Here is a 21419-nt window from a genome sequence, read left to right on the forward strand (position 1 = left end):
TTCTAAATGAAATGTTAAATCCCATTGATAGTTTCTTTCAATACTTTGTTAAACGAATGTTTAATCCATTGTGTTTTTCAGCAAAAAGAATGCCTTACATCTTATGAATTTGCAAATGCTGTTTTTTATCATGTCTTCTTTAGAAATCATCTATTGTTCATAGATCGATACATGTGGTTTGAAATTTGTTTATGCAGATACAAACTTATTTTTTGAAGAAATAAAAATAAGTTCATTGGAAAATATCTTTACATATTCTCCAAAAATTTTATATTTATAAGTTAAAAAAGCGATCAGATGGCAGACAAAACACAATTTATTGAAGAACTAAACACAAGATACACTCCAAAAGGAGAACATATTATATTAGGAAAAGGAATGCTGGATGGAGAAGTTGTTACAGAAGTAAACGTAACCATTCCCCTGAAAACGATTAACCGTCATGGTCTTATTGCCGGAGCCACCGGAACTGGTAAGACCAAAACACTACAGGTATTTGCAGAACAGCTTTCTCATGCAGGGATTCCATCTCTGGTTCTGGATATCAAAGGAGATTTCTCCGGAATTGCAGAAGCAGGCCAGATGAATCCTATCATTGAAGAAAGATATGCTAAAACACAGCTTCCTTATAATCCGCAAAGCTTTCCGGTAGAACTGATGAGTATTTCCGGAGGTGACGGTGTAAAATTGAGGGCTACTGTTACAGAATTTGGACCTGTTTTACTAAGTAAAATCCTTGAACTTAATGATACTCAGCAAAGCATTATGTCTATTGTCTTCAAATATTGTGATGATAAAGGTCTTCCGTTGATTGACCTTAATGATTTGAAGAAAGTATTGCAGTATGTGACGGATAATGCACAAGGAAAAGCAGAGCTTGCAGCAAATTACGGTTCCATTGCATCGGCATCTCTTGGAACAATTTTAAGATCTATTGTTGCTTTGGAACAACAGGGGGCTGCAGGTTTCTTTGGAGAACTGAGCTTTGATGTTCATGATTTACTGGAAACAAGAGACGGAAAAGGAGTAGTCAATATTTTAAGAGTGTCGGACATTCAGAATAAGCCGCAGCTTTTCTCAACGTTTATGCTTTCGCTTTTTGCAGAAATTTATATGACGTTTCCTGAAGAAGGAGATAGCGGTAAACCAAAGCTGGTATTATTTATAGATGAAGCACATCTTATTTTTGATGAAGCTTCCAAAGCTCTCCTTTCACAGATTGAAACGATGGTAAAACTGATTCGTTCCAAAGGAGTGGGAATTTATTTCATTACCCAGATCCCGGGAGATGTTCCTGAAAATGTACTTTCTCAATTAGGATTAAAAATCCAGCATGCATTAAGAGGTTTTACAGCAAAAGATAAAAAAGAGATTTCTAAGGCCGTTGAAAATTATCCTACCACAGAATACTATAATGCTTCCAGCCTGATCCAGAATTTAGGAATCGGGGAAGCGTTTGTTACGGCTCTGGATGAAAAAGGAATACCTACACCATTAGTACACACTTATCTGATCTCTCCGGAATCAAGAATGGATGTTCTGAGTGAAGCTGAAGTCTCTGATTTAACCGGTAGATCTGCACTCGTTGCAAAATATGAACAACCTATTGACAGAGAGTCTGCTTATGAAATGCTAACCAACAGAATGGAACAGGCTGCACAAAATCCAGCACCTACCCAAAAAACAAAACCGGTAAAAGAAGAACCTGGTATGTTTGAGCAGGTATTGCAGAGTAAAGCCGGCCGTACTTTTACTTCTACATTAATGAGAGAAGGAGCAAAAGCGATTCTCGGGATGTTCGGTTTGGGAGGCAGAAGAAGATAGTTTGAGGGATAATAAGGGATGATCTGCTGGGTTTTGATATAATTTTTGTTATTTTAGCAGGTTATCTTTACTTAACAGTGAGAAATAAAACCTGATTTTATTGGGGAATAAATCAGAGGTTTTAAATATGAATTATAAAATAGCAGTTAACACACATTAGAATGTATTCAATTATAGATATAGAAAGTAATGGTGCAGGTTATAGAAATGAATGCATTATAGATATTGCCATCTACAGATATGATGGTCAGAAAATTACGGATCAGTTTATATCCCTTGTTAACCCTGAAGGAGATATTACCCCTTTTGTACAGAAATTGACCAGTATTACCCCAAAAATGGTCAAAACAGCTCCGAAATTTCACGAAATTGCCAAAAGAGTCATTGAAATTACTCAAAATACGACGTTGGTAGGCCACAATATTGATTTTGATTACAGAATGCTTCGTCAGTCTTTCAAAAGGCTTGGTTATGAATTCAAAATCAATACTTTAGATACTATTCCTTTGGCTAAAAAACTGATTCCTGATGAGGTAAGTTATTCTCTTGGAAAACTGGTGAAATCACTGGGAATTCCTTTGACCAATCATCATAGGGCTGAAGGCGATGCAAGAGCTACACTGGAACTTTTTAAACTTCTTGTTTCAAAAGATACTGAAAACGAGATTATTCAGAAACAGCACGAAGAATCTAATGCAAAAACCTATATTAACAAGATCAAAGAACTTACTCAGGATCTTCCTAATGATAAAGGCTTTGTTTATTTTCAGGATGAAGCAGGGCGCATTATTTTCTCCGATTATGTACAGGATATCAACAAGTTTTCCAAAAAAGTTTTCAATTCCAAATCCAAAAAATGGGAACAGACTCAGAAAGATGTTGAACAGATTAATTTTGAGCTTACAGGAACAGACATTATTGCTAAGCTGATTTTGAATTCCAAGAATATTAAAAAGAAAGAAGTATTGCCTTTTGGATTGTATTTCAGGAATAATAAATATATAGTTGAGAAAAATACACTCAATAAAACCGAAAAACCTGTTTTAAAATTCAGATCATTCACGCAAGGAACAAAAGCAGTTCAGTTTATTGGTTCTCAGGAAGAGTTTAAAGATTATGCCGTATTAAAGCAGAAAATTGAATTCAGAAAAAGAAATGAACTTTGGCTTGGGCCGGGAAGAAAACTGGGTGAAAAATTATTTTTAATCATCGAAAACGGAAAAGTTATTTCATTTGGTTTTTATGAGCTGTTTACGCAGATTCAGACTCTAAGTAAGCTGGCTAAATTAAAAATTGATCTTCCGTTATCTTCCACAGATTTGAATAATGAATTACAGCTGGCACTGCTTCGAGGTGATTTTGAGACCCTGCCTTTACCGAAATGATATAGGAATTAACACTTTATAAGTTGATCTGAAAGAAGATGCTTTTCAAATCAATTTTCGTAAAATAAAAAATAAATAGTATTTTTGCAAAAAATAAATAGTAGCAATGCAAAATTTTAAACAAATAAAAACTGGAAAAAAGGGAGCTGTAAGGTTCTCTAAGGTTTGGAATATTTAAAAGAGTTGTCTTGCATAAAAAATAATCAATGCGGCAGGCTCTTTTTATAAGAATCTGCCTTTTTTTATGTTAAAATGAAATTATGAATTCAAAAGAATTATTAAAGATTGCCAATGAGTTTGGCACCCCGGTGTATGTTTATGATGCGGAATCCATCAAAGTTCAATACGAAAAACTTACATCTTCTTTTTTAAAACATACAAAGTTCTTCTATGCAGCGAAGGCGTTGACAAACATCAATATCCTTAAGTATGTCAAGAATCTGGGAGCTTCTTTGGATTGTGTATCCATTAATGAAGTAAAGCTTGGATTAAAGGCAGGATTTTCAAAAGAAAAGATATTGTTTACTCCCAACTGTGTTGATCTTGCTGAAATAGAAGAAGCAATGACTTTTGGTGTTCATATAAACATTGATAACATTTCTATTCTTGAACAGTTCGGGAACAAGTACGGAAATACATATCCTATTTTAGTAAGAATCAACCCGCATATTTTTGCCGGCGGTAACTATAAAATTTCAACAGGGCATATTGATAGTAAATTCGGTATTTCCATTCATCAGGTGCGTCATATCGAAAGAGTGATGAAAAGTACAAATCTGAATGTGGAAGGACTTCATATGCATACAGGAAGTGAGATCAAAGATCCGGATGTATTTTTACAGGCTCTGGAAATCATGTTAGAACTTTCTGAACATTTCCCGAACCTGAAATATCTGGATATGGGAAGTGGTTTCAAAATTCCTTATCAGGACAGTGAAGAAGAAACAGATGTAAGAACATTAGGGAAGAAAGTAGAAAAAGTAATTTCTGAATTTTCAAAATCTACAGGAAAGAAATTTGAGTTATGGTTTGAACCAGGGAAATTCTTAGTTGGGAAAAGCGGATATTTATTAGTTAAAGCTAATGTGATCAAGCAGACAACTGCTACTGTTTTCGTGGGAGTAAACTCAGGATTCAATCACCTTATCCGTCCAATGTTCTATGATTCTTACCACATGATTGAAAACTTATCCAATCCAAAAGGAGCAGAAAGAATTTATACCGTTGTAGGAAACATCTGTGAAACCGATACGTTTGCATGGGACAGAAAACTGAATGAAGTGAGAGAAGGAGACATTCTTGCCTTCCATAATGCGGGAGCTTATGGTTTTGAAATGAGTTCAAACTTCAATTCAAGATTAAAACCTGCTGAAGTACTGTTCTTAGACGGAAAAGCACATTTGATCCGTAAAAGAGATGAGTTTGAAGATCTATTGAGAAATCAGATCGAAGTAGTGATGTAAACTCAAAATATAATATTTGAACAGCCGCCTTTTTGGGTGGCTGTTTTGTTTTAAAGCTATATGTTTGGCTATTGTTGATGTACCAAACCTATGAGATTTTAAAAATATTAGAATAAATTTTCACTATAAAAATTACAAAGTTTTAACATTGAAACCGGGTGACAGTTCCAACTTTATTAGCTAAATTTGATAGACATAGGGTTACTGATACCCATCTCTAGCCCTGTTTTTCACCAAAAAATAATACCAAAATATAATAATTATGGCAAAAAACATAGCAGAGCAAATTGTTGAAATGCTCGAAAATGCCAATGTGAAAAGAATTTATGCAGTAACCGGTGACAGTCTCAACCATCTGAATATTGCTGTCAAAAAAAGCAGCATCCAATGGATTCATGTGCGACACGAAGAAGTAGGAGCTTATGCAGCGGCGGCAGAGGCAGAACTGGATGGTCTGGCGGTATGTGCAGGAAGTTGTGGCCCGGGACATGTTCACCTTATCAATGGAGTGTATGAAGCGCACAGATCTCATGTTCCTATGCTGGTGATTGCTTCCACGATTCCCAGTGACGAAATGGGAATGGATTACTTTCAGGAAACCAACACGATAAAACTTTTTGATGACTGCAGTTATTATAATCAGATGATTACCCGTCCGGAGCAGGTGCAGAGAACCGTTCAGACTGCTATTCAACATGCAATTTCAAAAAAAGGAGTTGCTGTGATAGGACTTCCGGGAGATGTTTCCGAACTGGATGCGGAAGAAGGGGCTACTTCCACTCAAATCTTTAAAACCAATCCTGTTGTGAGACCTTCAGATGACGAACTGAAGCAACTGGCAGCATTGGTAAATAATAGTAAAAAAGTAACTTTATACTGCGGAGCAGGAGCAGGAGAGGCAAGTGCCGAAGTTATACTATTGTCTAAGCTTTTAAAAGCACCTGTAGGATATTCTTTCCGGGGAAAAATGGCAATTCAACCTAATAATCCTAATGAAGTGGGACTTACCGGATTGTTGGGGTTTCCATCGGCTTATCATGCAATGCACGAAGCAGATCTGGTTCTTCTTTTAGGAACCGATTTTCCGTACCAGAAATTTATGCCGGTAAAAAATAAAATTGTACAGATAGACGAAAGTCCGGAAAGATTGGGAAGAAGAGCAAAACTGGAATTGGGTCTTGCAGGAGATATCAAAGAAACGATAAGAGCATTGCTTCCTTTATTAGAAGAAAAAACGGATGTTCACTTTTTGAATGAGCAGCTGGCATTTTATGATAAAGTAAAAGAAAATCAGTTGGAATATGTAAAAGATTTTGGCAAAGAGAATGCTATCCAACCGGAATATGTGGCGCATACTTTAGATAAACTGGCCAAAAAAGATGCTATTTTTACCGTAGATACAGGAATGTGCTGTGTGTGGGGAGCCCGGTTTATTACAGGAACGGGTGAAAGGAAAATGCTTGGTTCTTTTAACCACGGATCAATGGCCAATGCTATGCCGATGGCAATCGGAGCTGCTTTAGCACACCCGGAAAAACAGGTTATTGCCATGTGTGGAGACGGAGGATTGTCTATGTTATTGGGGGATATGGCGACTATTTTTCAATATAAATTACCCATAAAACTAATCGTTTTCAACAACAGGACCCTTGGCATGGTAAAACTGGAAATGGAAGTCGGCGGAATGCCTGACAATGAAACCGATATGATTAATCCCGACTTTGCTATGGTAGCTCATGCAATGGGATATCCGGGTAAGAATGTACACCTTCCCGAAGAAGTGGAAAGCGCGATCCAAGAATGTCTGGATCACAACGGGCCTTATCTTCTGAACATCTTTACCAACCCCAACGCACTTGCTCTTCCTCCTAAAATTGAGTTTGATCAGATTATGGGAATGACCAAATCCATGGCGCAACTGATGCTTGGTGGTAAAATGGATGAGGTTTTTGAAACGGTGAAAACGAATTATAAACACATCAAAGGCCTTCTTTAAGGTCAGAATATAAAGATTTCAAGACATACTTTGAATTCACAATATTCATACTTAAAACTTCATACTTTGTGTGAAGTTTTTCTTTTTTATAAATAAGCTAAATATTTACCTTTGTTTATTATTAGGAAACAAAATTATGAGAACGATACTTTTATTTTTGACCTTATGTGCAGCGAATTTTTCATTTGCACAGGATCAGGAAGAACGAGATGATTCATTTATCAGAGAAAGTAATAAAACTCTTTTAAAAATAGATATTAAAGAACCTTTTATGCAGGTTGCTGTAAAATGCAATGATTTTAAACCTGCAGCTTATGAAGGAGGCGTTGCTGCCTATAAAGATATTCTGAACAAATATATGTATGCTTATCTCAATTCAGATTTCTATGCGCTTACAGGAGACTTTACCTTTACTCTAGTTCTTGATGATAAAGGAAAAGTTGTGGATGTAAAGGGGACGCCTAAAGTTCAGAACAGTGAAGTTTTTTTTGACGATATGCAGTATGTTGTAAGAAGAATAAAGAAAAACTGGACACCGGCGTCTTGTAACGGGCAGCCTGTAGCTTCACAGATTAAAGTTAAAATGAACTTCTCTTCAATGTCAGCAGATATTGATTAAATAATTTAAACACAAAAATGAAAAAGACTTTTATTATTTTTTTTCTGGCTTTTGTCTCTCTGTATAAAGCTCAGATACTTGATGAATACCCGGAGAAGCAAAGCTTTTATGAAGGTGGAATAGTTAATTTTTACAAAGATGTTCATGAATTTCTTATCAATAGTACATTGAAGGAATGTGATGATAAAGAAATTTATCAGCCTAGAATTATCATCACCGATAAATCTGAAGTTAAATTTATTAAAGACCAGGATACGGCTAATATTGCAAGGAATAAATGTGCATATGATCTTTCCAGAGAAGTTCTTAAGAATCTTAAAAAATGGAAACCTGCTGAAGTAAAAGGCTGGAAAATTGGAGCCATTACAGAATTTATTTTATATCCAAAAGATCTGATGAGCAATTATCAACCGGGTTATGATGCCAATAAATTTGTAGCACATACCAAATACCCAGAAGGATCAAAAGCTTTTCATACATTATTTCATGATAATTTTATGATGATTTTTGAAGATTATCAACTTAACGGGAAGGTAAATCTGGAATTTTATATCAGTAAAGACGGGCATATTATTAATCCTAGAATTTATCCTGAGATTTATAATCAAAATTTTAATAATGATTTTATGCGGACTCTTGCAAGGATGAAGAAGATCTGGATACCAGCTTTTTATAAAGATATTCCTATTGTTGAGAGGATTTCATTTCCGGTACAGTTTTCAGTAACATTTACTGAAAGATAATCCTGACATTCTGTCACAATATTTTGTATCTTTGCAAACTTATTTGTTCGTAATTTAAAATTGCGAACCTTAAATTGATTATCGTGCAGGAAAAATATATAGACGAAACAAAACAGGGCGAAGCTTTTGCTATTGCAGAAAGACCTGAGAATTCTAAAAAACTGTTTTTAGAAAGCTATGGTTGTCAGATGAATTTCTCTGACTCTGAAATTGTTGCATCCATTCTTAATGAACAGGGGTATAATACAACGATGAAAGTTGAAGAAGCTGACCTGATTCTTTTAAATACATGTTCTATCCGTGAAAAAGCAGAACAGACTGTAAGAATGCGTCTTTCCCAATTCAAAAATCTTAAAAAAGAAAAACCGAATATGACGGTTGGTGTTTTGGGTTGTATGGCTGAAAGATTGAAAACCAAATTCTTAGAAGAAGAACAGCTGGTTGATCTTGTTGTAGGTCCGGATGCTTACAGAGACTTGCCAAATCTTTTAAAAGAAACCGACGATGGAAGAGATGCAATCAACGTAATTCTTTCCAAAGAAGAAACGTATGCAGATATCAATCCTGTCCGTTTAGGAGGAAACGGCGTTACAGCTTTTGTTACCATTACCAGAGGTTGCGATAATATGTGTACGTTCTGTGTAGTTCCTTTTACAAGAGGAAGAGAAAGAAGCCGTGATCCACATTCTATTATTGATGAATGTAAAGACCTTGCCAACAGCGGATATAAAGAAATTACCCTTTTAGGACAAAATGTAGACTCTTACCTTTGGTACGGAGGAGGTCCTAAAAAAGATTTCGCCAAAGCTTCTGAAATGCAGAAAGCAACAGCTGTTAATTTTGCCCAGCTTCTTGATTTGGTGGCTAAAGCAGTTCCTGAATTAAGAATCAGATTCTCCACTTCAAATCCACAGGATATGAGTCTGGATGTATTCAGAATGATGGCAAAACACGATAATATTTGCAAATACGTACACCTTCCTGTACAAAGCGGAAGCAATAATATGCTTGAAGCAATGAACAGACAGCATACGCGTGAAGAATATCTTGAGTTGATTAAAAAAGCAAAAGAAATTGTTCCTGAAGTTGCCTTTTCTCAGGATATGATCGTTGGATTTTGTAATGAATCTGAAGAAGATCACCAGGATACTTTAAGCCTGATGAGAGAAGTAGAATATGACTACGGTTACATGTTCGCTTACTCAGAAAGACCGGGAACTCCGGCTCACAAAAAGATGGAAGACAACATTCCTGCCGATGTGAAGCAGAGACGTCTTGCTGAGGTTATTGCACTTCAGGGAGAACTTTCAAAACAAAGAATGAAATCTTATGTAGGAAGAATGCACCAGATTCTGATTGAAGGAATTTCCAAAAAGAACAAAAATCAATGGAAAGGAAGAAACTCTCAGAATGCCGTATGTGTCTTCGATCAGCTTGAAGGACAGAAAATTGGTGACATTGTGAACGTTTTTGTCTATGACAATACACAAGGCACACTTTTAGGGAGAACAGCGGAATAATTATATATATTCTTAAAAGAAAATCAACGGCTATATTACCGTAAGATTTTTAGTAAATTGTGAAAGAAAGACAGGCCTGTTCAGATTACAACATATGAACCGGGATCTGAAAGAAACTGTGCTTGATGAAGAATTAGAAAATTGATTGCTGCAGTTTACAAAATCACTCGGTGGCCGGATGCCAAAAGAGATAAAAGGTTTAAAAGTAGATTATTATCAGTATTTAACCTATAAAATTGAAAATGGAAAAGTTTCAGAGGTATTACCTTAGCTTTTTGTTACTTATCGTTTACACCAATACTATTGCACAGGTCAACTGTAATGCAGTAGAGGGTGAGAACTGTAAAAAAGCGTGTGAGTTATACAACTGGGCTTCAGATTTACAAGGTTTCGCAGAATCTCAGGAAGGTTTCGATAAAGCCATTGAACTGTGTCCTGATTTCTCCCGTGCTTATATGGAAAAAGCTGTTCCATATCTTAAAAACGGTGATTTCGTAACCTGGAAAATTTTAATTGATAAAGCAGTTGCTTTAGATCCCCAAATGCATCTTGGCTATAGAGGCTGGACTAAGTTTCAGTTTTTAAGAGACTATAAAGGTGCTATTCAGGATTTAGAGGAGCTAAAAAAATATTATCCCGGAGATTTAGGAAGATCTCAAAACAGAGACTATAATCTGGATGTAGTAAAAGCTATGTCCTACAGTGCGTTAGGACAAAAAGAAAAAGCAGCGGGGATTATAGAAAGGCTTCTGGCTACCAGAGGTTATGTGAAGGGAATGTTTGATCATTACCAGCTGGGAGTTACTTATTTCGAGCTGGGAAGGTATGACAAAGCCCTGGAAAATTTTGAAAAACGAAGCAAGGAATACAACTTTGCCGAGAATATATACTTTAAAAGTAAAGTTTCTAAGATCAGAAACAAAGATTATTTAGATTTAAAAATGTTAGCCCTACAAACAAACGTATGATGAAGGAAAGACGATGAAGAATGTCTACACTCATCATTTTAACAAAGTCTACAGAAAAGAGATGTAAGAGCTGTAGAAGATTAACATTAAATCAATAATCAAAAATTTACTTATGAGCAACGAGTTACAAAACATAAAAAACCGTTTCGGAATTATCGGAAACTTTCCGGCACTCAACCGGGCCCTGGAAAAATCTATTCAGGTTGCCCCTACAGATATTTCTGTACTGGTAATAGGGGAAAGTGGGGTAGGAAAAGAATTTATTCCGAAAATTATCCATTCAGAATCTAAAAGAAAACATCAGCCTTATATTGTGGTAAACTGTGGAGCCATTCCGGAAGGAACCATAGATTCTGAGCTGTTCGGGCATGAAAAAGGTGCTTTTACAGGAGCTACTGCTACAAGAAAAGGATACTTTGAAGTAGCTGATGGCGGAACAATCTTTTTGGATGAGGTGGGAGAACTTCCACTTCAGACTCAGGTTCGTCTTTTAAGAGTTCTGGAAAGTGGGGAATTTATGAAAGTGGGATCTTCACAGGTTCAGAAAACCAATGTAAGAATTGTAGCCGCTACCAACGTTAATATGATGAAAGCAATCCATGACGGAAGATTCCGTGAGGATTTATATTACCGTTTGAATACCGTTCAGATAGATATGCCGCCTTTGAGAGAAAGAAAAGGAGACATTCATCTGTTATTCAGAAAATTTGCGATAGACTTTGCAGAAAAGTACAGAATGCCGGAACTTGAACTGGAGCAGAGTGCTGTTCATTACATAGAAAGTTATTCCTTCCCGGGTAACGTCCGCCAATTAAGAAACTTAGTAGAGCAGATGACCGTTGTGGAAAGGAACAGAAATATAACTGCTGAGAAGCTGTCTGAATATATTCCTATGGAAACCCACCTTCCTATGGTGGTCAATACTCAGAATACTCCTAAGCAGAACGATTTTGGAAGTGAAAGAGAAATCATGTATAAAATTCTATTCGATATGAGGAATGATATTAATGATTTAAAATCCTTAACTTCGGAATTGATTAAGAACAGAGGAACGGCAGATCTGAGCAACCATGAGAAAAACCTGATCAATAGGATTTATACCCCTGAAAGTCAGCCTCAGGTGAATCCGGGGTCTTTAGTCTATTTTGAAAATAATAATGATGCACCGGTAGTTCAGACTCCAACAATTATTTCAACTCCTGATGACAGCTATGAAGATATTGAAGATATCGAGGTAGAAGAAAACAGACCAGAGTCACTTTCTCTACAGAATAACGAAAAAGACTTGATTATTAAGGCGTTGGAGAAGCATAAAGGACGTAGGAACAGAGCCGCAGATGAACTGGGAATCTCGCAAAGAACTTTATACAGAAAAATAAAACAATATAACCTGGAAGATTAGCACAACATAAATAATGAAAGTAAATTTAACACCTAAGCCGATCAATTTTAAACTCGGAGAATATATTAATAAAGGAGTCGAACTTTTAAAGAAAGATTTCGGGAATATTTTTGTAGCATTTTTAGTGTGCTTTATCATGTCCATTATTCCGTTCTGCGGACTATTGGCGATGGGTAATTTATACAAATATCTTCAAAGACTGAACAGAAATCAACCGGCAAGTCCCGGAGATATCTTTGATTTTAAAGACTTTATGCCTTACTTTATGTTGCAGTTAATTATTTTTGGAGGTGTTATGTTACTTTACATTCCTTTATTTGCCGTGATGGGTGTGTCAGGGGCATTTTCTGAGCGTAATGAAGCTAATCCGATGGTTGCTCTTTTTGTGTTTCCTTATGTATTCTTACTGATTGCAGCGATCTACTATTTCGTATTGAAGGGTTTTTATATCATTCCATTAATCAGTCTTAAAGGAATTAAGGAAATAAAAGAAGCCTGGAATATTTCAAAAATAATGACCAAAGGAAATCTGTTGTCAATTTTTCTTTTCTCATTAGTAGTAAGTATTTTAGCTCAGATTGGTATTGTTGCCTGCGGAATAGGAATTTTTCTTACCATGCCATTTTTATACACGGCAAACTATTTTGCTTATGAAGATGCTATTCAACAAATTGAGTATGATGAAATTATTGAAATTGGATCTAAAAATGAATTTTAAAATTAAAAATATCAGCCTGAAACAATCACTGCTTACAGTAATGCTATTTGCATTGCTGGGAGTTTTAAATTCATGCTACAGCTTTACGGGATCATCTCTTACAGATGAAAAGACAGTTCAGATCAATGAATTTCCGAATAATGCACCCCTTGTAAACCCTGCATTATCCCAACAGTTTTCTACAGCAATACAAAACAGATTTCTTCAGAGAACAACACTGAAAGGAACAAAAGAAAATCCAGATATCCTGATAGAAGGAGAAATTACAGACTATTCCATTACTCCTACTACAATCAGTTCCAATACCCAGACAAACCCATCGGGTGGAGTGATTCAGCAGGCACAGAATAAACTTACGATTACCGTAAAGGTACATTATGAAAACAAAATTCATCCGGATGCAAGTTTTGACAGAACCTATTCCGATGAAGCAGCTTTCAACAGTGATGTATCACTAAGTCAAATCGAAGACCAGCAGGTAAAGTTGGTAACAGATAGAATTATTAATAAGATATTTAACGACATTGTAGCGAATTGGTAAGATGAATCCGAGAGTTTTAGAATTAATAAAAAATCCGAAAAATATTCAGTCCGAAGACCTTGGTCTTTTGAAAGAAGAGATTCACACTTTTCCTTATATTCAGAATATCAGGGCACTTCACCTGTATGGAGTCCATCTGTACGAAAAAGAAAATTATCAGAAAGAGCTTTCTACAACGGCAGCATATACTACTGATAAAAAGATTTTGTATCAGCTGATCAACGGAAAGATCAAACCAGAGCCAAAGCCAGAGATTGTTGAAGAGAAACAACCCTCTAAAATAATTGAAAAACCAGCTCAATTAGCTCCGAAAACCAAGTCTTTCCCTATCAGAAGAGAAGAAGACGTTTCTGTAGAAAAACCAACAGAAGAACAGGGAACGGCATGCGTTTTACCAACTGCACAGGAGGTTAAACATATTTATATCAATGGTGAACGAAACAGGATTTTATTTGAAGGAGAAGAAAACTTCCTTGATGAGCAAAATTCCGAGACGATAGATCTTGAATCTACTTTGGAATCAGGTGTTTTGGTTACTCAAAAAACTGAACCTGTAGTGGAGGAACCTGTTCAGCAAGAAGAAAAGCAAGCTGAAATAGAGGAGAAGGCAGGAGAAAATTTTACACCGGAAACGATCATTCATGAAAATCAGATTTCTTCAGAAAATGAAGAAGAAAAGATTGAAGAGGGCGAAAATACCAGTTTCCATGAGGTGTCTCCTTTATTGTCGGAGGAAAATACTGAAACAATAGCAGAAGAGCTTGTAAATGTAGGGTCAACCGATAATGAAGCTATATCTGTTTCTGAAGAAGAACCCGTTCAACAAGAAATACAAACTGAAGTAGAAGAAAATGCCGGAGAAAACTTTACGCCGGAAACCATTATCAACGAAGATCAGATTTCTGCTGAAAAAGAAAATAATAATCTAGAAGAGCCATCAGTAGAAGTATCCGATGCTGAAGTAAGCTTCCATGGAACAGATTCATTCCTGCCGGATGTTAAAATCCAGGCCAACAACGAAGAAATTTCTGAAAAACCTGAAGTTTCCCAGCCTCATATCAATAAACATGAGGAGGAAATGAGACGCCTGATTGAAGAAGTTGAGAAAAAAATGAAGGAGGCTAAACCTGTTGCTCAAGAAGAAAAGGAAGAGCCTGAAACAGCTGAAGATCATGAAATTAGCTTTGCTGAAACTCAAAATTTCCATTTCTGGTCAACAAGTGAGGATAAGCCTGTTGAAATTAAAGAAGAACCTGTAAAGGAAGAAGTTTTTGAAGATCAGTTATCTGAAGAGGTTAAAGCAGAAATTCCAGAAGAAAAAGAAGAAAATATTCCTGAAGTTCAGACAGCTTGGAAACCTATGAGTGTAGAGTCTAATATGCCTGATTCATTAATCAGCAAATCAGCAGAAACCACAGTTCCTGAAATAAAGACTCCGGTGGCAGAAATACCTCCTGCCGAAGAACCAGAACAGATAGTTGAAGTTGAAGCTCCATCTGAACCGATTGAAGCCATTGCAGAAATTGTTCAGGAAGATACTGTTTCAATAACAGAAGAAACTTCGGAAGTTGCTGAAAATCATTCTGCTCCTATTGAAGCAGTCGAAGAAAATACAGATAAAGCCGTTGTAAAAGAAGAAGTTCCTGTGATGAACGTTTCTTTCTTCGGAACTGATATCTCCACCCTCAAGGTGGAAGAAAAGCAGAAAGAAAGCAAAGAAGAATCTGTAGAGCAAATGCAGGAAGTTACGATGAAGAATACAACACAGCAGCAATTAGACAGCAATGTTCCCGGTTTTATCAATACCTGGCAGAGCTGGCTTAAGATTGACAGAACTGAAGAGATCGAAAAGGAAAAAACGGAAATCAAAGAAAAGGCGATTGAGACCTTCATTGAAAATAACCCTAGAATCAGTCAGTTAAAAGAAGAAAGTTCCTATGTTGTAAAAGAAAAGAATGATGATATCTCACATTTGATGACAGAGACATTAGCAAATCTTTATTTTGAACAGAAATTATATACAAAAGCGATAAAAGCATTTGAAATATTAATCAAAAAGAGTCCTGAGAAAAAAGAATATTTTGAATCTAAAATACAGGATATTAAGGACTTCAGAAGTAAAAATTAAAAGAAAAAAGGTGCTGTTCTAAACAGTACCTTTTTTTATTTATAAATTTTGAGGGTTACTTTTATTGCCCCTTAATTTTTTCCAGGCTCTCCGGCCAAAAACAATAACAAGAATTAATGTAATTATTGCAAGAATTGCTGCAATTACCGGTGCTGCCATAGCAAGAACAGACATAAGACCTGCTCCTGCTGTTTCCGTAGTTCCTACCACAGAATTACCTAATCCTCCTGTTGTTGCCGTAGAAGCGGCACGTATTCCTGCAAACCCTGAACTGATGGTGGCTGCTGTACCTCCACCCGCAATTAATGCCAGTGCCCATTGCGGAAATGTTCCCAGCTCAGCAAACTGACTGGCAAATAATATAGAACCCGCTACCGTCGCCATTGGAATGGAAACCGTATCAAGCAGATGATCGACAAAAGGGATGTAATAGGCCAGAATCTCGACCACTGTGGCAATTCCTGTTGTAATTAATGCAGGAAGGCCTGCAAGCCATTCAAAATGCTCATTCATAGGAATCCAGTTGAAATAAGAAGAAAGACTTACGATGAACATCGGGAGAAAGACCCGAAATCCTGTAGCTGCCGCCAATCCAATCCCGATAAATGCACTTATGACATAAGAAAAGTAGGGAATATTATCTAACATATTAATTTTCAGATTTATTGTTTTCCCTAAAATTACAAAAAGTATATGATATTAAGTGTTGTTAATTTCTAAGTTCCGGGATGCGGGTTTCGAGCTTCGCTATTTGTGATTTACTTTAGAATAAAAAATTACTTTTTCTGGGCTTCACAAAGTTTTATAAACTGTGCCTCCACATCCTGAAACTTCGGTGGCATCTCAGGAGATACCCAGAATAGCATGGCCATCGTTTTTTCTCCAAAGGCTTCTTTAAATAAGTCTTTATTCAAACGGTAGCATTCTCTCAGCAATCTTTTGATTCGGTTTCTGTGTACAGCTCTTTTAAAATATCTTTTTGAAACAGAAACCCCGAACCTGGAAGCTTCTACCGGAAGAGTGGCTTTGTCCTTCAGAATAATGATTCTCAGATTTCCGGTGGTTCTCCATTTGCCCTTATCAAAAAGCAAACTGATTTCCGTATTTTTTTTGAGCTTTTCCGCTCTGGGATACTTGGAATTTGTCATTTACGGAGTGTAAATATTGTTTTTTATTTTTTTACCATATTTTACAGATTCATGTAGTCGTTTTACAAATCTGCGAAATAAACAGGAAATATTTAATCCTGATTTAATAAATGATTAATCACTTCTGAAGCTGTATACAGCCCGAAAATAGCAGGCATATAGCTTATTGTTCCGTAAAAAGATCTTTTATAATTGGTTCCGTCAGTCATTTTTAAACTTTCTTCATCCTGAATATCATTGGCAAAAACACAACGAACCCCTTTGTCAATTTTTACTTTTTTCAGTCTCTTTCTTACCTGTCTTGCAAGATGACAGTGTTCTGTTTTGCTGATATCTCTTACCAATACTTTGCTTGGATCAGTTTTGCCGCCGGCTCCCATTGAGCTTACGATCTTTATCCTTCTTCTTTTGGCCGCAATAATTAAGGAAAGTTTTGGAGTAACGCTGTCGATGCAGTCCAAAACATAATCAAATTTTGCAGAATCCAAAACTTCATCCATCCTTTCCGGATTCAGGAATTCATTGATTTTTGTTAAATTAAGCTGTGGATTGATGTCAAGAAGCCTTTCAGCAACCACATCTACTTTGTGTTTTCCGACAGTGGAATGTAAAGCAGGCAGTTGTCTGTTGATATTTGTAATATCTACCGTATCACCATCCACAATGGTCATATTTCCTACCCCGGCTCTCGCCAGAAATTCTGCGGCAAAAGAACCTACTCCGCCTAAACCTACAACAAGTACATTCGCTTTTATCAGCTTATCCAATCCCTCTTCCTTTACCAAAAGTTCAGTTCTTTCCAGCCAGTATTTATCCATTTTTTATTAAGTGTAAATTTTCTAAAATCTGTTCATTCAGTTGTTCCAAGGAAATACCTTTTATCTCCGAAACTTTAATGTACAATTCTTCAATGTTAAAGTCTTCATTGTCAGTTTCTAAAAAGATTCTGTTTAATGGAGTCCTTTTTATAATATCCTGCAAAGATAAATTATACAAAACAGCTTTTCCAAAACTCAGGTAAAAATTATTGCTCAGAAGATCTTCAGCAATTTGTCGTTTTTTATTGAAACCATGGATGATCATTGGCTGTTCGGCCTTCTTTTTAAAAGAAATCACCTCATAAAATTTTCTTACACAATGAATAATCAATGGCTTTTTTACCTCATTTGCGATCTTTATCTGTCTTAAAAAAACTTCCTCCTGAGTTTTCTGATCTATAGAAACCAAAGAATCCAAACCACATTCACCAATGGCAAAACAATTTTCAGACATCATGCTTCTCATCCACGAAAACTGCTGCTCTATATTATGAAGGTCAATATCATTTGGGTGAATGCCGATGGAATAAGGGAAATCAGGCGGAATTCCTTCTGATAAATTATAAATTCCGTTTCTGATATATTTTTTATGATGGTGAAAATCAAAAAATTCCATGTTCAAAAATAAGTATTTTCAGATTTAATTTAAAATTATTAAACGATCGTTTATAAATGTGTTAAAAATTTCTTAACTTTACTCAAAGTACACTTCATGAAAAAAAAATTTACGGAAAAACAGATTCACATACTGGATATTGCAGAAGAACTCATTGCCAAAAAAGGGTATGAGGGTACTTCTGTAAGAGATATCTGTTCCAAAGCCAATATTAATGTGGCTATGATCTCTTATTACTTCGGTTCTAAAGAGAAAATGATGTCTTATCTATACCAGTACAGGGTACTGAAAACCAGAGAGAATTTTTCAGAATTTGCAGATACCATCAAAGACGGGAAACCTGAGATGCAGTTGAGGGAGATGATCAAATATATTGTTTCTCAGCTGTTCAAGTACAACTATTTCCACGGGTTTGTTACCCAGGAGCTTCGCCATACAGAAAACCTGAAAGACGAATTGCTTGATTTCTACCAGTTATTCGTAAAAAAGCTGGATGAAGTAATTAAAAAAGGAGTCGCTTCCGGTGTGTTTACTTTTACCCCAAAGCCTGAAGATATCCTTACCATGATTATTGGATCCACTTTATTTGTCATCAGGAATAAAAACTTTTATGAGTTGTATGTGCCAAGTAAAAATGAAGAAACCTATACGAAAGAAGCTGAAAAAAAGGTGAGAATGAATCTTTTATTAAGTGTTTTTGCAATTTTGGGATACGCTGCAGACTAAAATTACGTTAAATATTCATAAAAAAAAATCTATTGACAAAAAAGTTATATTTTTGCAAATTAGTAAATCGGCTGTATAATCCGAAAACTGTTGAACTTTTTATATGAAAAAATATATTTTAGGTCTTTTTGCTGTAGCGGTAATTTCATCTTGTGTAAGCCAGCAGGAAAGAGCAATGAGGAGTGCTGATAAAGAATTTATCTTGAAAGCAGCTAACGAAAACTTTGCTAAGAAAAAGTGGAAAAATGCATTGGCTCTTTATGACAGACTTGCAAATCTTGTAGCAGGAACAGATGATTTTCCTAATGTAGGTTTCAACACTGCTTATGCCAATTATTATGACAAGAGTTATAAATTGGCAGGTCACCAGTTCAAAAACTTTGCAGTGAGTTTTCCGAAAGATCCAAGAGCTGAAGAAGCAGCCTACATGTCTGCATTGTGCTATTATGAAGGATCTATGGATTATAACTTAGATCAGTCCAGTACAGAATTGGCGATCAATGAGCTTCAGGACTTTCTGAACAACTATCCAAACTCTGAGAGATCTAAAAATATCAGCCAGCTAATTGATGAATTGTCTTATAAGCTTGAGTTTAAAGCCTATGAAAATGGAAGACAATACTACAAAATGGGAGAGTATAAAGCAGCGAATGTAGCATTTGAAAACGTTCTGGAAGATTTCCCAAGTACAAAACTTCGTTCAAAAATTTATGATTATATCATGAAGTCCCGCTATGAACTGGCGATGAAGTCAATCTATAATCTTAAAGCTGAACGTATTGAAAGTGCATTAACTTATACAAGGCTGGTAGAAAAAGAACTTCCTAATACAGAATATTCTAAAACAGCTGCAGATCTGAGAGAAAAACTGGAAAAGGAAAAAGAACACTTTGCTGTTGTTAAAAAAGAAACAGAAGCAAGAATGGCAGCTTTAACAGCAAGACAGAAAAAAGAAGCTGAAAAACTAGCTGCTCAGGGTAAAACTGAACAACAAGTTAAAGATCAGATTAGCAATGAAAAGAAAGCAATGCAGTTACAGAGGGACAGTGCAGCACTTAAGACCCCACCTCCTGCAGCGACTTTCAAAATTCAAAGATAATTCGTAAATTTGCCATCTTAAAATAAAAATAATTTTCTCAAAATGAGTGTAAAAGATACAAAAGCAGAAGTAAATACTATTACTTACGATAAAGATAAGATTGAAGATAAAGTAGGTTCAATCTATGAAGCTATTGTTATCATGGGAAAGAGAGCAGAGCAGATCAATGCGGAGATCCGTACGGAACTTCACAATAAATTGGATGAATTTGCTGTTCACAATTCTACATTAGAAGAGGTTTTCGAAAACAGAGAACAAATTGAGATCTCTAAACATTACGAAAAGCTTCCAAAGCCAACTTCAATTGCTATTGAAGAATGGTTAAACGAAGATGTTTATTTCAGAAAAACAGAAGATAGAAAATAATCATCTGTGTTTTTTATAAATGAGGGTCATAAAAGAAATTAGTTCTTTTATGACCTTTGTTGTTTTAAAGCCTGATTGTGTGGGAAAAAATAAGTATTTTAGTATTTCAAAAATTAGAACTCAATGAGTATTTCCGGTAAAAAGATACTTATCGCCGTCTCTGGTGGAATTGCGGCCTACAAAATTCATTTTTTGATAAGGGATTTTGTAAAAAAAGGTGCAGAAGTACAGGTTATTATGACCCCCGATGCAGAGCATTTTGTAACGAAACTAAGTCTGTCTACACTATCAAAAAAACCCGTGTACTCAGAATTTTACAGCGATAACGGAACTTGGAACAGTCATGTGGAAATGGCACTGTGGGCAGATGTTATGATCGTAGCCCCGTGTACAGCCAATACACTGTCTAAGATGGTTCATGGGATGTGTGATAATCTGGTTATTGCAACGTATATGTCTGCAAAATGCCCGGTTTTCATAGCTCCTGCTATGGACCTTGATATGTATGTACATCCTTCTACAAAGAAGAATCTGGAACTTGCAGAAAGTTTTGGACATATTATAATTCCTGCAGAAAACGGAGAGCTGGCTAGCGGATTGATCGGGCAGGGAAGAATGGCCGAGCCATCAACAATTTTTAGTGCTGTTGAACATCATTTTATGGAAAGCAGCCATTCCAAAAGCCTTGAAGGAAAAACCGTTTTAATTACTGCCGGGCCTACTTACGAAGCCATAGACCCTGTAAGATTCATCGGAAATCATTCATCTGGAAAAATGGGATTTTCTCTGGCTGAAGAAGCTTCAAAAAGAGGAGCAAAAGTTATTTTGATTTCAGGACCGAGCTTCCAAACCATTAATAATCCCAATGTTGAGCTTCATAAAGTAACTTCAGCAAAAGAAATGCTGTCAAAAGTATTTGAATTTTATGATGGGGTAGATATTGGTATTGCAAGTGCAGCGGTGGCGGACTATGCTCCCAAAGAAGTGGCAAAGGAGAAAATCAAGAAAAATGATGATAACCTGACCATTGAGCTTGTGAAGAATCCGGATATCCTTAAAACGATGGGTGAAAAGAAAACACACCAGTTTTTGGTAGGATTTGCCCTGGAAACCCAAAATGAAGAAGAAAATGCAAAAGGGAAACTGGAAAAAAAGAATCTTGATATGATTGTTTTAAACTCTCTTCGTGACGAAGGTGCCGGATTTAAAAATGATACCAATAAAATCAAGATATTTACCAAAACGGAGAAGAAAGAATTCAATCTGAAATCCAAAGACGATGTAGCAAAAGATATTCTCAATTTTGTTGAGTCTCAACTTTTAAAATAATTTTAATAAA

The 21419-nt window shown here is 36.0% G+C and carries 20 protein-coding genes; 16 read left to right on the forward strand and 4 right to left on the reverse strand.

The features are described from left to right. Positions 1 to 297 precede the first annotated feature (297 nt). The 12 genes from FW780_RS20020 (at position 298) to FW780_RS20075 (ending at position 15307) form a co-directional block, all read left to right on the forward strand. Positions 298 to 1824, forward strand: coding sequence for a helicase HerA-like domain-containing protein (locus tag FW780_RS20020; RefSeq protein ID WP_149835387.1), 1527 nt, complete (start codon positions 298 to 300; stop codon positions 1822 to 1824). 161 nt (positions 1825 to 1985) lie between these two features. Beyond that, positions 1986 to 3209, forward strand: a complete 1224-nt coding sequence (locus FW780_RS20025) for a 3'-5' exonuclease (RefSeq protein ID WP_047424557.1) — start codon at positions 1986 to 1988, stop codon at positions 3207 to 3209. A 260-nt stretch (positions 3210 to 3469) separates the two neighbouring features. Further along, positions 3470 to 4672, forward strand: a complete 1203-nt coding sequence (lysA, locus tag FW780_RS20030; RefSeq protein ID WP_174774481.1) for a diaminopimelate decarboxylase — start codon at positions 3470 to 3472, stop codon at positions 4670 to 4672. 262 nt (positions 4673 to 4934) lie between these two features. Further along, positions 4935 to 6668: a thiamine pyrophosphate-dependent enzyme gene (locus FW780_RS20035; protein WP_149835388.1), complete on the forward strand. Its 1734-nt coding sequence runs from the start codon at positions 4935 to 4937 to the stop codon at positions 6666 to 6668. Between the two features lie 136 nt (positions 6669 to 6804). After that, positions 6805 to 7287 carry a hypothetical protein gene (locus tag FW780_RS20040; protein ID WP_149835389.1) on the forward strand — a complete coding sequence of 161 codons (483 nt, stop codon included), beginning with the start codon at positions 6805 to 6807 and terminating at the stop codon, positions 7285 to 7287. Between the two features lie 17 nt (positions 7288 to 7304). Then, a complete protein-coding gene (locus tag FW780_RS20045; protein WP_149835390.1) occupies positions 7305 to 8030 on the forward strand; it encodes an energy transducer TonB in 726 nt (241 codons plus the stop codon). Between the two features lie 83 nt (positions 8031 to 8113). Continuing rightward, complete coding sequence (gene miaB, locus FW780_RS20050; protein WP_149835391.1) at positions 8114 to 9550, forward strand: tRNA (N6-isopentenyl adenosine(37)-C2)-methylthiotransferase MiaB; 1437 nt, start codon at positions 8114 to 8116, stop codon at positions 9548 to 9550. Between the two features lie 242 nt (positions 9551 to 9792). Next, positions 9793 to 10518 (forward strand): tetratricopeptide repeat protein, encoded by a 726-nt coding sequence (locus FW780_RS20055; protein WP_149835392.1) that lies wholly within the window; start codon positions 9793 to 9795, stop codon positions 10516 to 10518. A gap of 112 nt (positions 10519 to 10630) precedes the next feature. Beyond that, positions 10631 to 11920 (forward strand): sigma-54 interaction domain-containing protein, encoded by a 1290-nt coding sequence (locus FW780_RS20060; RefSeq protein WP_149835393.1) that lies wholly within the window; start codon positions 10631 to 10633, stop codon positions 11918 to 11920. 13 nt (positions 11921 to 11933) lie between these two features. Next, positions 11934 to 12638 carry a hypothetical protein gene (locus tag FW780_RS20065; RefSeq protein ID WP_149835394.1) on the forward strand — a complete coding sequence of 235 codons (705 nt, stop codon included), beginning with the start codon at positions 11934 to 11936 and terminating at the stop codon, positions 12636 to 12638. After that, entirely contained in the window at positions 12628 to 13179 is a 552-nt protein-coding gene (locus FW780_RS20070) for an LptE family protein (protein ID WP_149835395.1), read from the forward strand. Before FW780_RS20065 ends, FW780_RS20070 begins: the two co-directional genes overlap by 11 nt. 1 nt (position 13180) lies before the next feature. Next, a complete protein-coding gene (locus FW780_RS20075) occupies positions 13181 to 15307 on the forward strand; it encodes a hypothetical protein (protein WP_149835396.1) in 2127 nt (708 codons plus the stop codon). 39 nt (positions 15308 to 15346) lie between these two features. Here FW780_RS20075 and FW780_RS20080 read toward each other — a convergent pair whose 3' ends face one another. The 4 genes from FW780_RS20080 to FW780_RS20095 form a co-directional block, all read right to left on the reverse strand. Then, on the reverse strand, positions 15347 to 15955 hold the full coding sequence (locus FW780_RS20080; protein WP_149835397.1) for a DUF4126 domain-containing protein: 609 nt from the start codon (positions 15953 to 15955) through the stop codon (positions 15347 to 15349). Between the two features lie 128 nt (positions 15956 to 16083). Next, positions 16084 to 16455 carry a ribonuclease P protein component gene (rnpA, locus tag FW780_RS20085; protein WP_149835398.1) on the reverse strand — a complete coding sequence of 124 codons (372 nt, stop codon included), beginning with the start codon at positions 16453 to 16455 and terminating at the stop codon, positions 16084 to 16086. 92 nt (positions 16456 to 16547) lie between these two features. Then, entirely contained in the window at positions 16548 to 17273 is a 726-nt protein-coding gene (locus FW780_RS20090) for a tRNA threonylcarbamoyladenosine dehydratase (RefSeq protein WP_149835399.1), read from the reverse strand. Then, the gene (locus FW780_RS20095) at positions 17266 to 17889 is read right to left on the reverse strand and encodes a TatD family hydrolase (RefSeq protein ID WP_149835400.1); all 624 of its coding nucleotides are present in this window, start codon (positions 17887 to 17889) and stop codon (positions 17266 to 17268) included. Before FW780_RS20095 ends, FW780_RS20090 begins: the two co-directional genes overlap by 8 nt. A 96-nt stretch (positions 17890 to 17985) precedes the next feature. Here FW780_RS20095 and FW780_RS20100 point away from each other — a divergent pair, with 96 nt between their 5' ends. The 4 genes from FW780_RS20100 (at position 17986) to coaBC (ending at position 21409) form a co-directional block, all read left to right on the forward strand. Beyond that, positions 17986 to 18615: a TetR/AcrR family transcriptional regulator gene (locus FW780_RS20100; protein WP_142725174.1), complete on the forward strand. Its 630-nt coding sequence runs from the start codon at positions 17986 to 17988 to the stop codon at positions 18613 to 18615. Positions 18616 to 18718: 103 nt separating this feature from the next. Next, complete coding sequence (locus tag FW780_RS20105) at positions 18719 to 19714, forward strand: outer membrane protein assembly factor BamD (RefSeq protein ID WP_149835401.1); 996 nt, start codon at positions 18719 to 18721, stop codon at positions 19712 to 19714. Positions 19715 to 19756: 42 nt separating this feature from the next. Then, positions 19757 to 20080, forward strand: coding sequence for a DNA-directed RNA polymerase subunit omega (locus tag FW780_RS20110; protein ID WP_047424579.1), 324 nt, complete (start codon positions 19757 to 19759; stop codon positions 20078 to 20080). Positions 20081 to 20203: 123 nt separating this feature from the next. Next, a complete protein-coding gene (gene coaBC, locus FW780_RS20115; RefSeq protein WP_149835402.1) occupies positions 20204 to 21409 on the forward strand; it encodes a bifunctional phosphopantothenoylcysteine decarboxylase/phosphopantothenate--cysteine ligase CoaBC in 1206 nt (401 codons plus the stop codon). The last annotated feature ends 10 nt before the right edge of the window (positions 21410 to 21419 follow it).

It is taken from the genome of Chryseobacterium sediminis, assembly GCF_008386505.1.
Classification (GTDB): Bacteria; Bacteroidota; Bacteroidia; order Flavobacteriales; family Weeksellaceae; genus Chryseobacterium; species Chryseobacterium sediminis.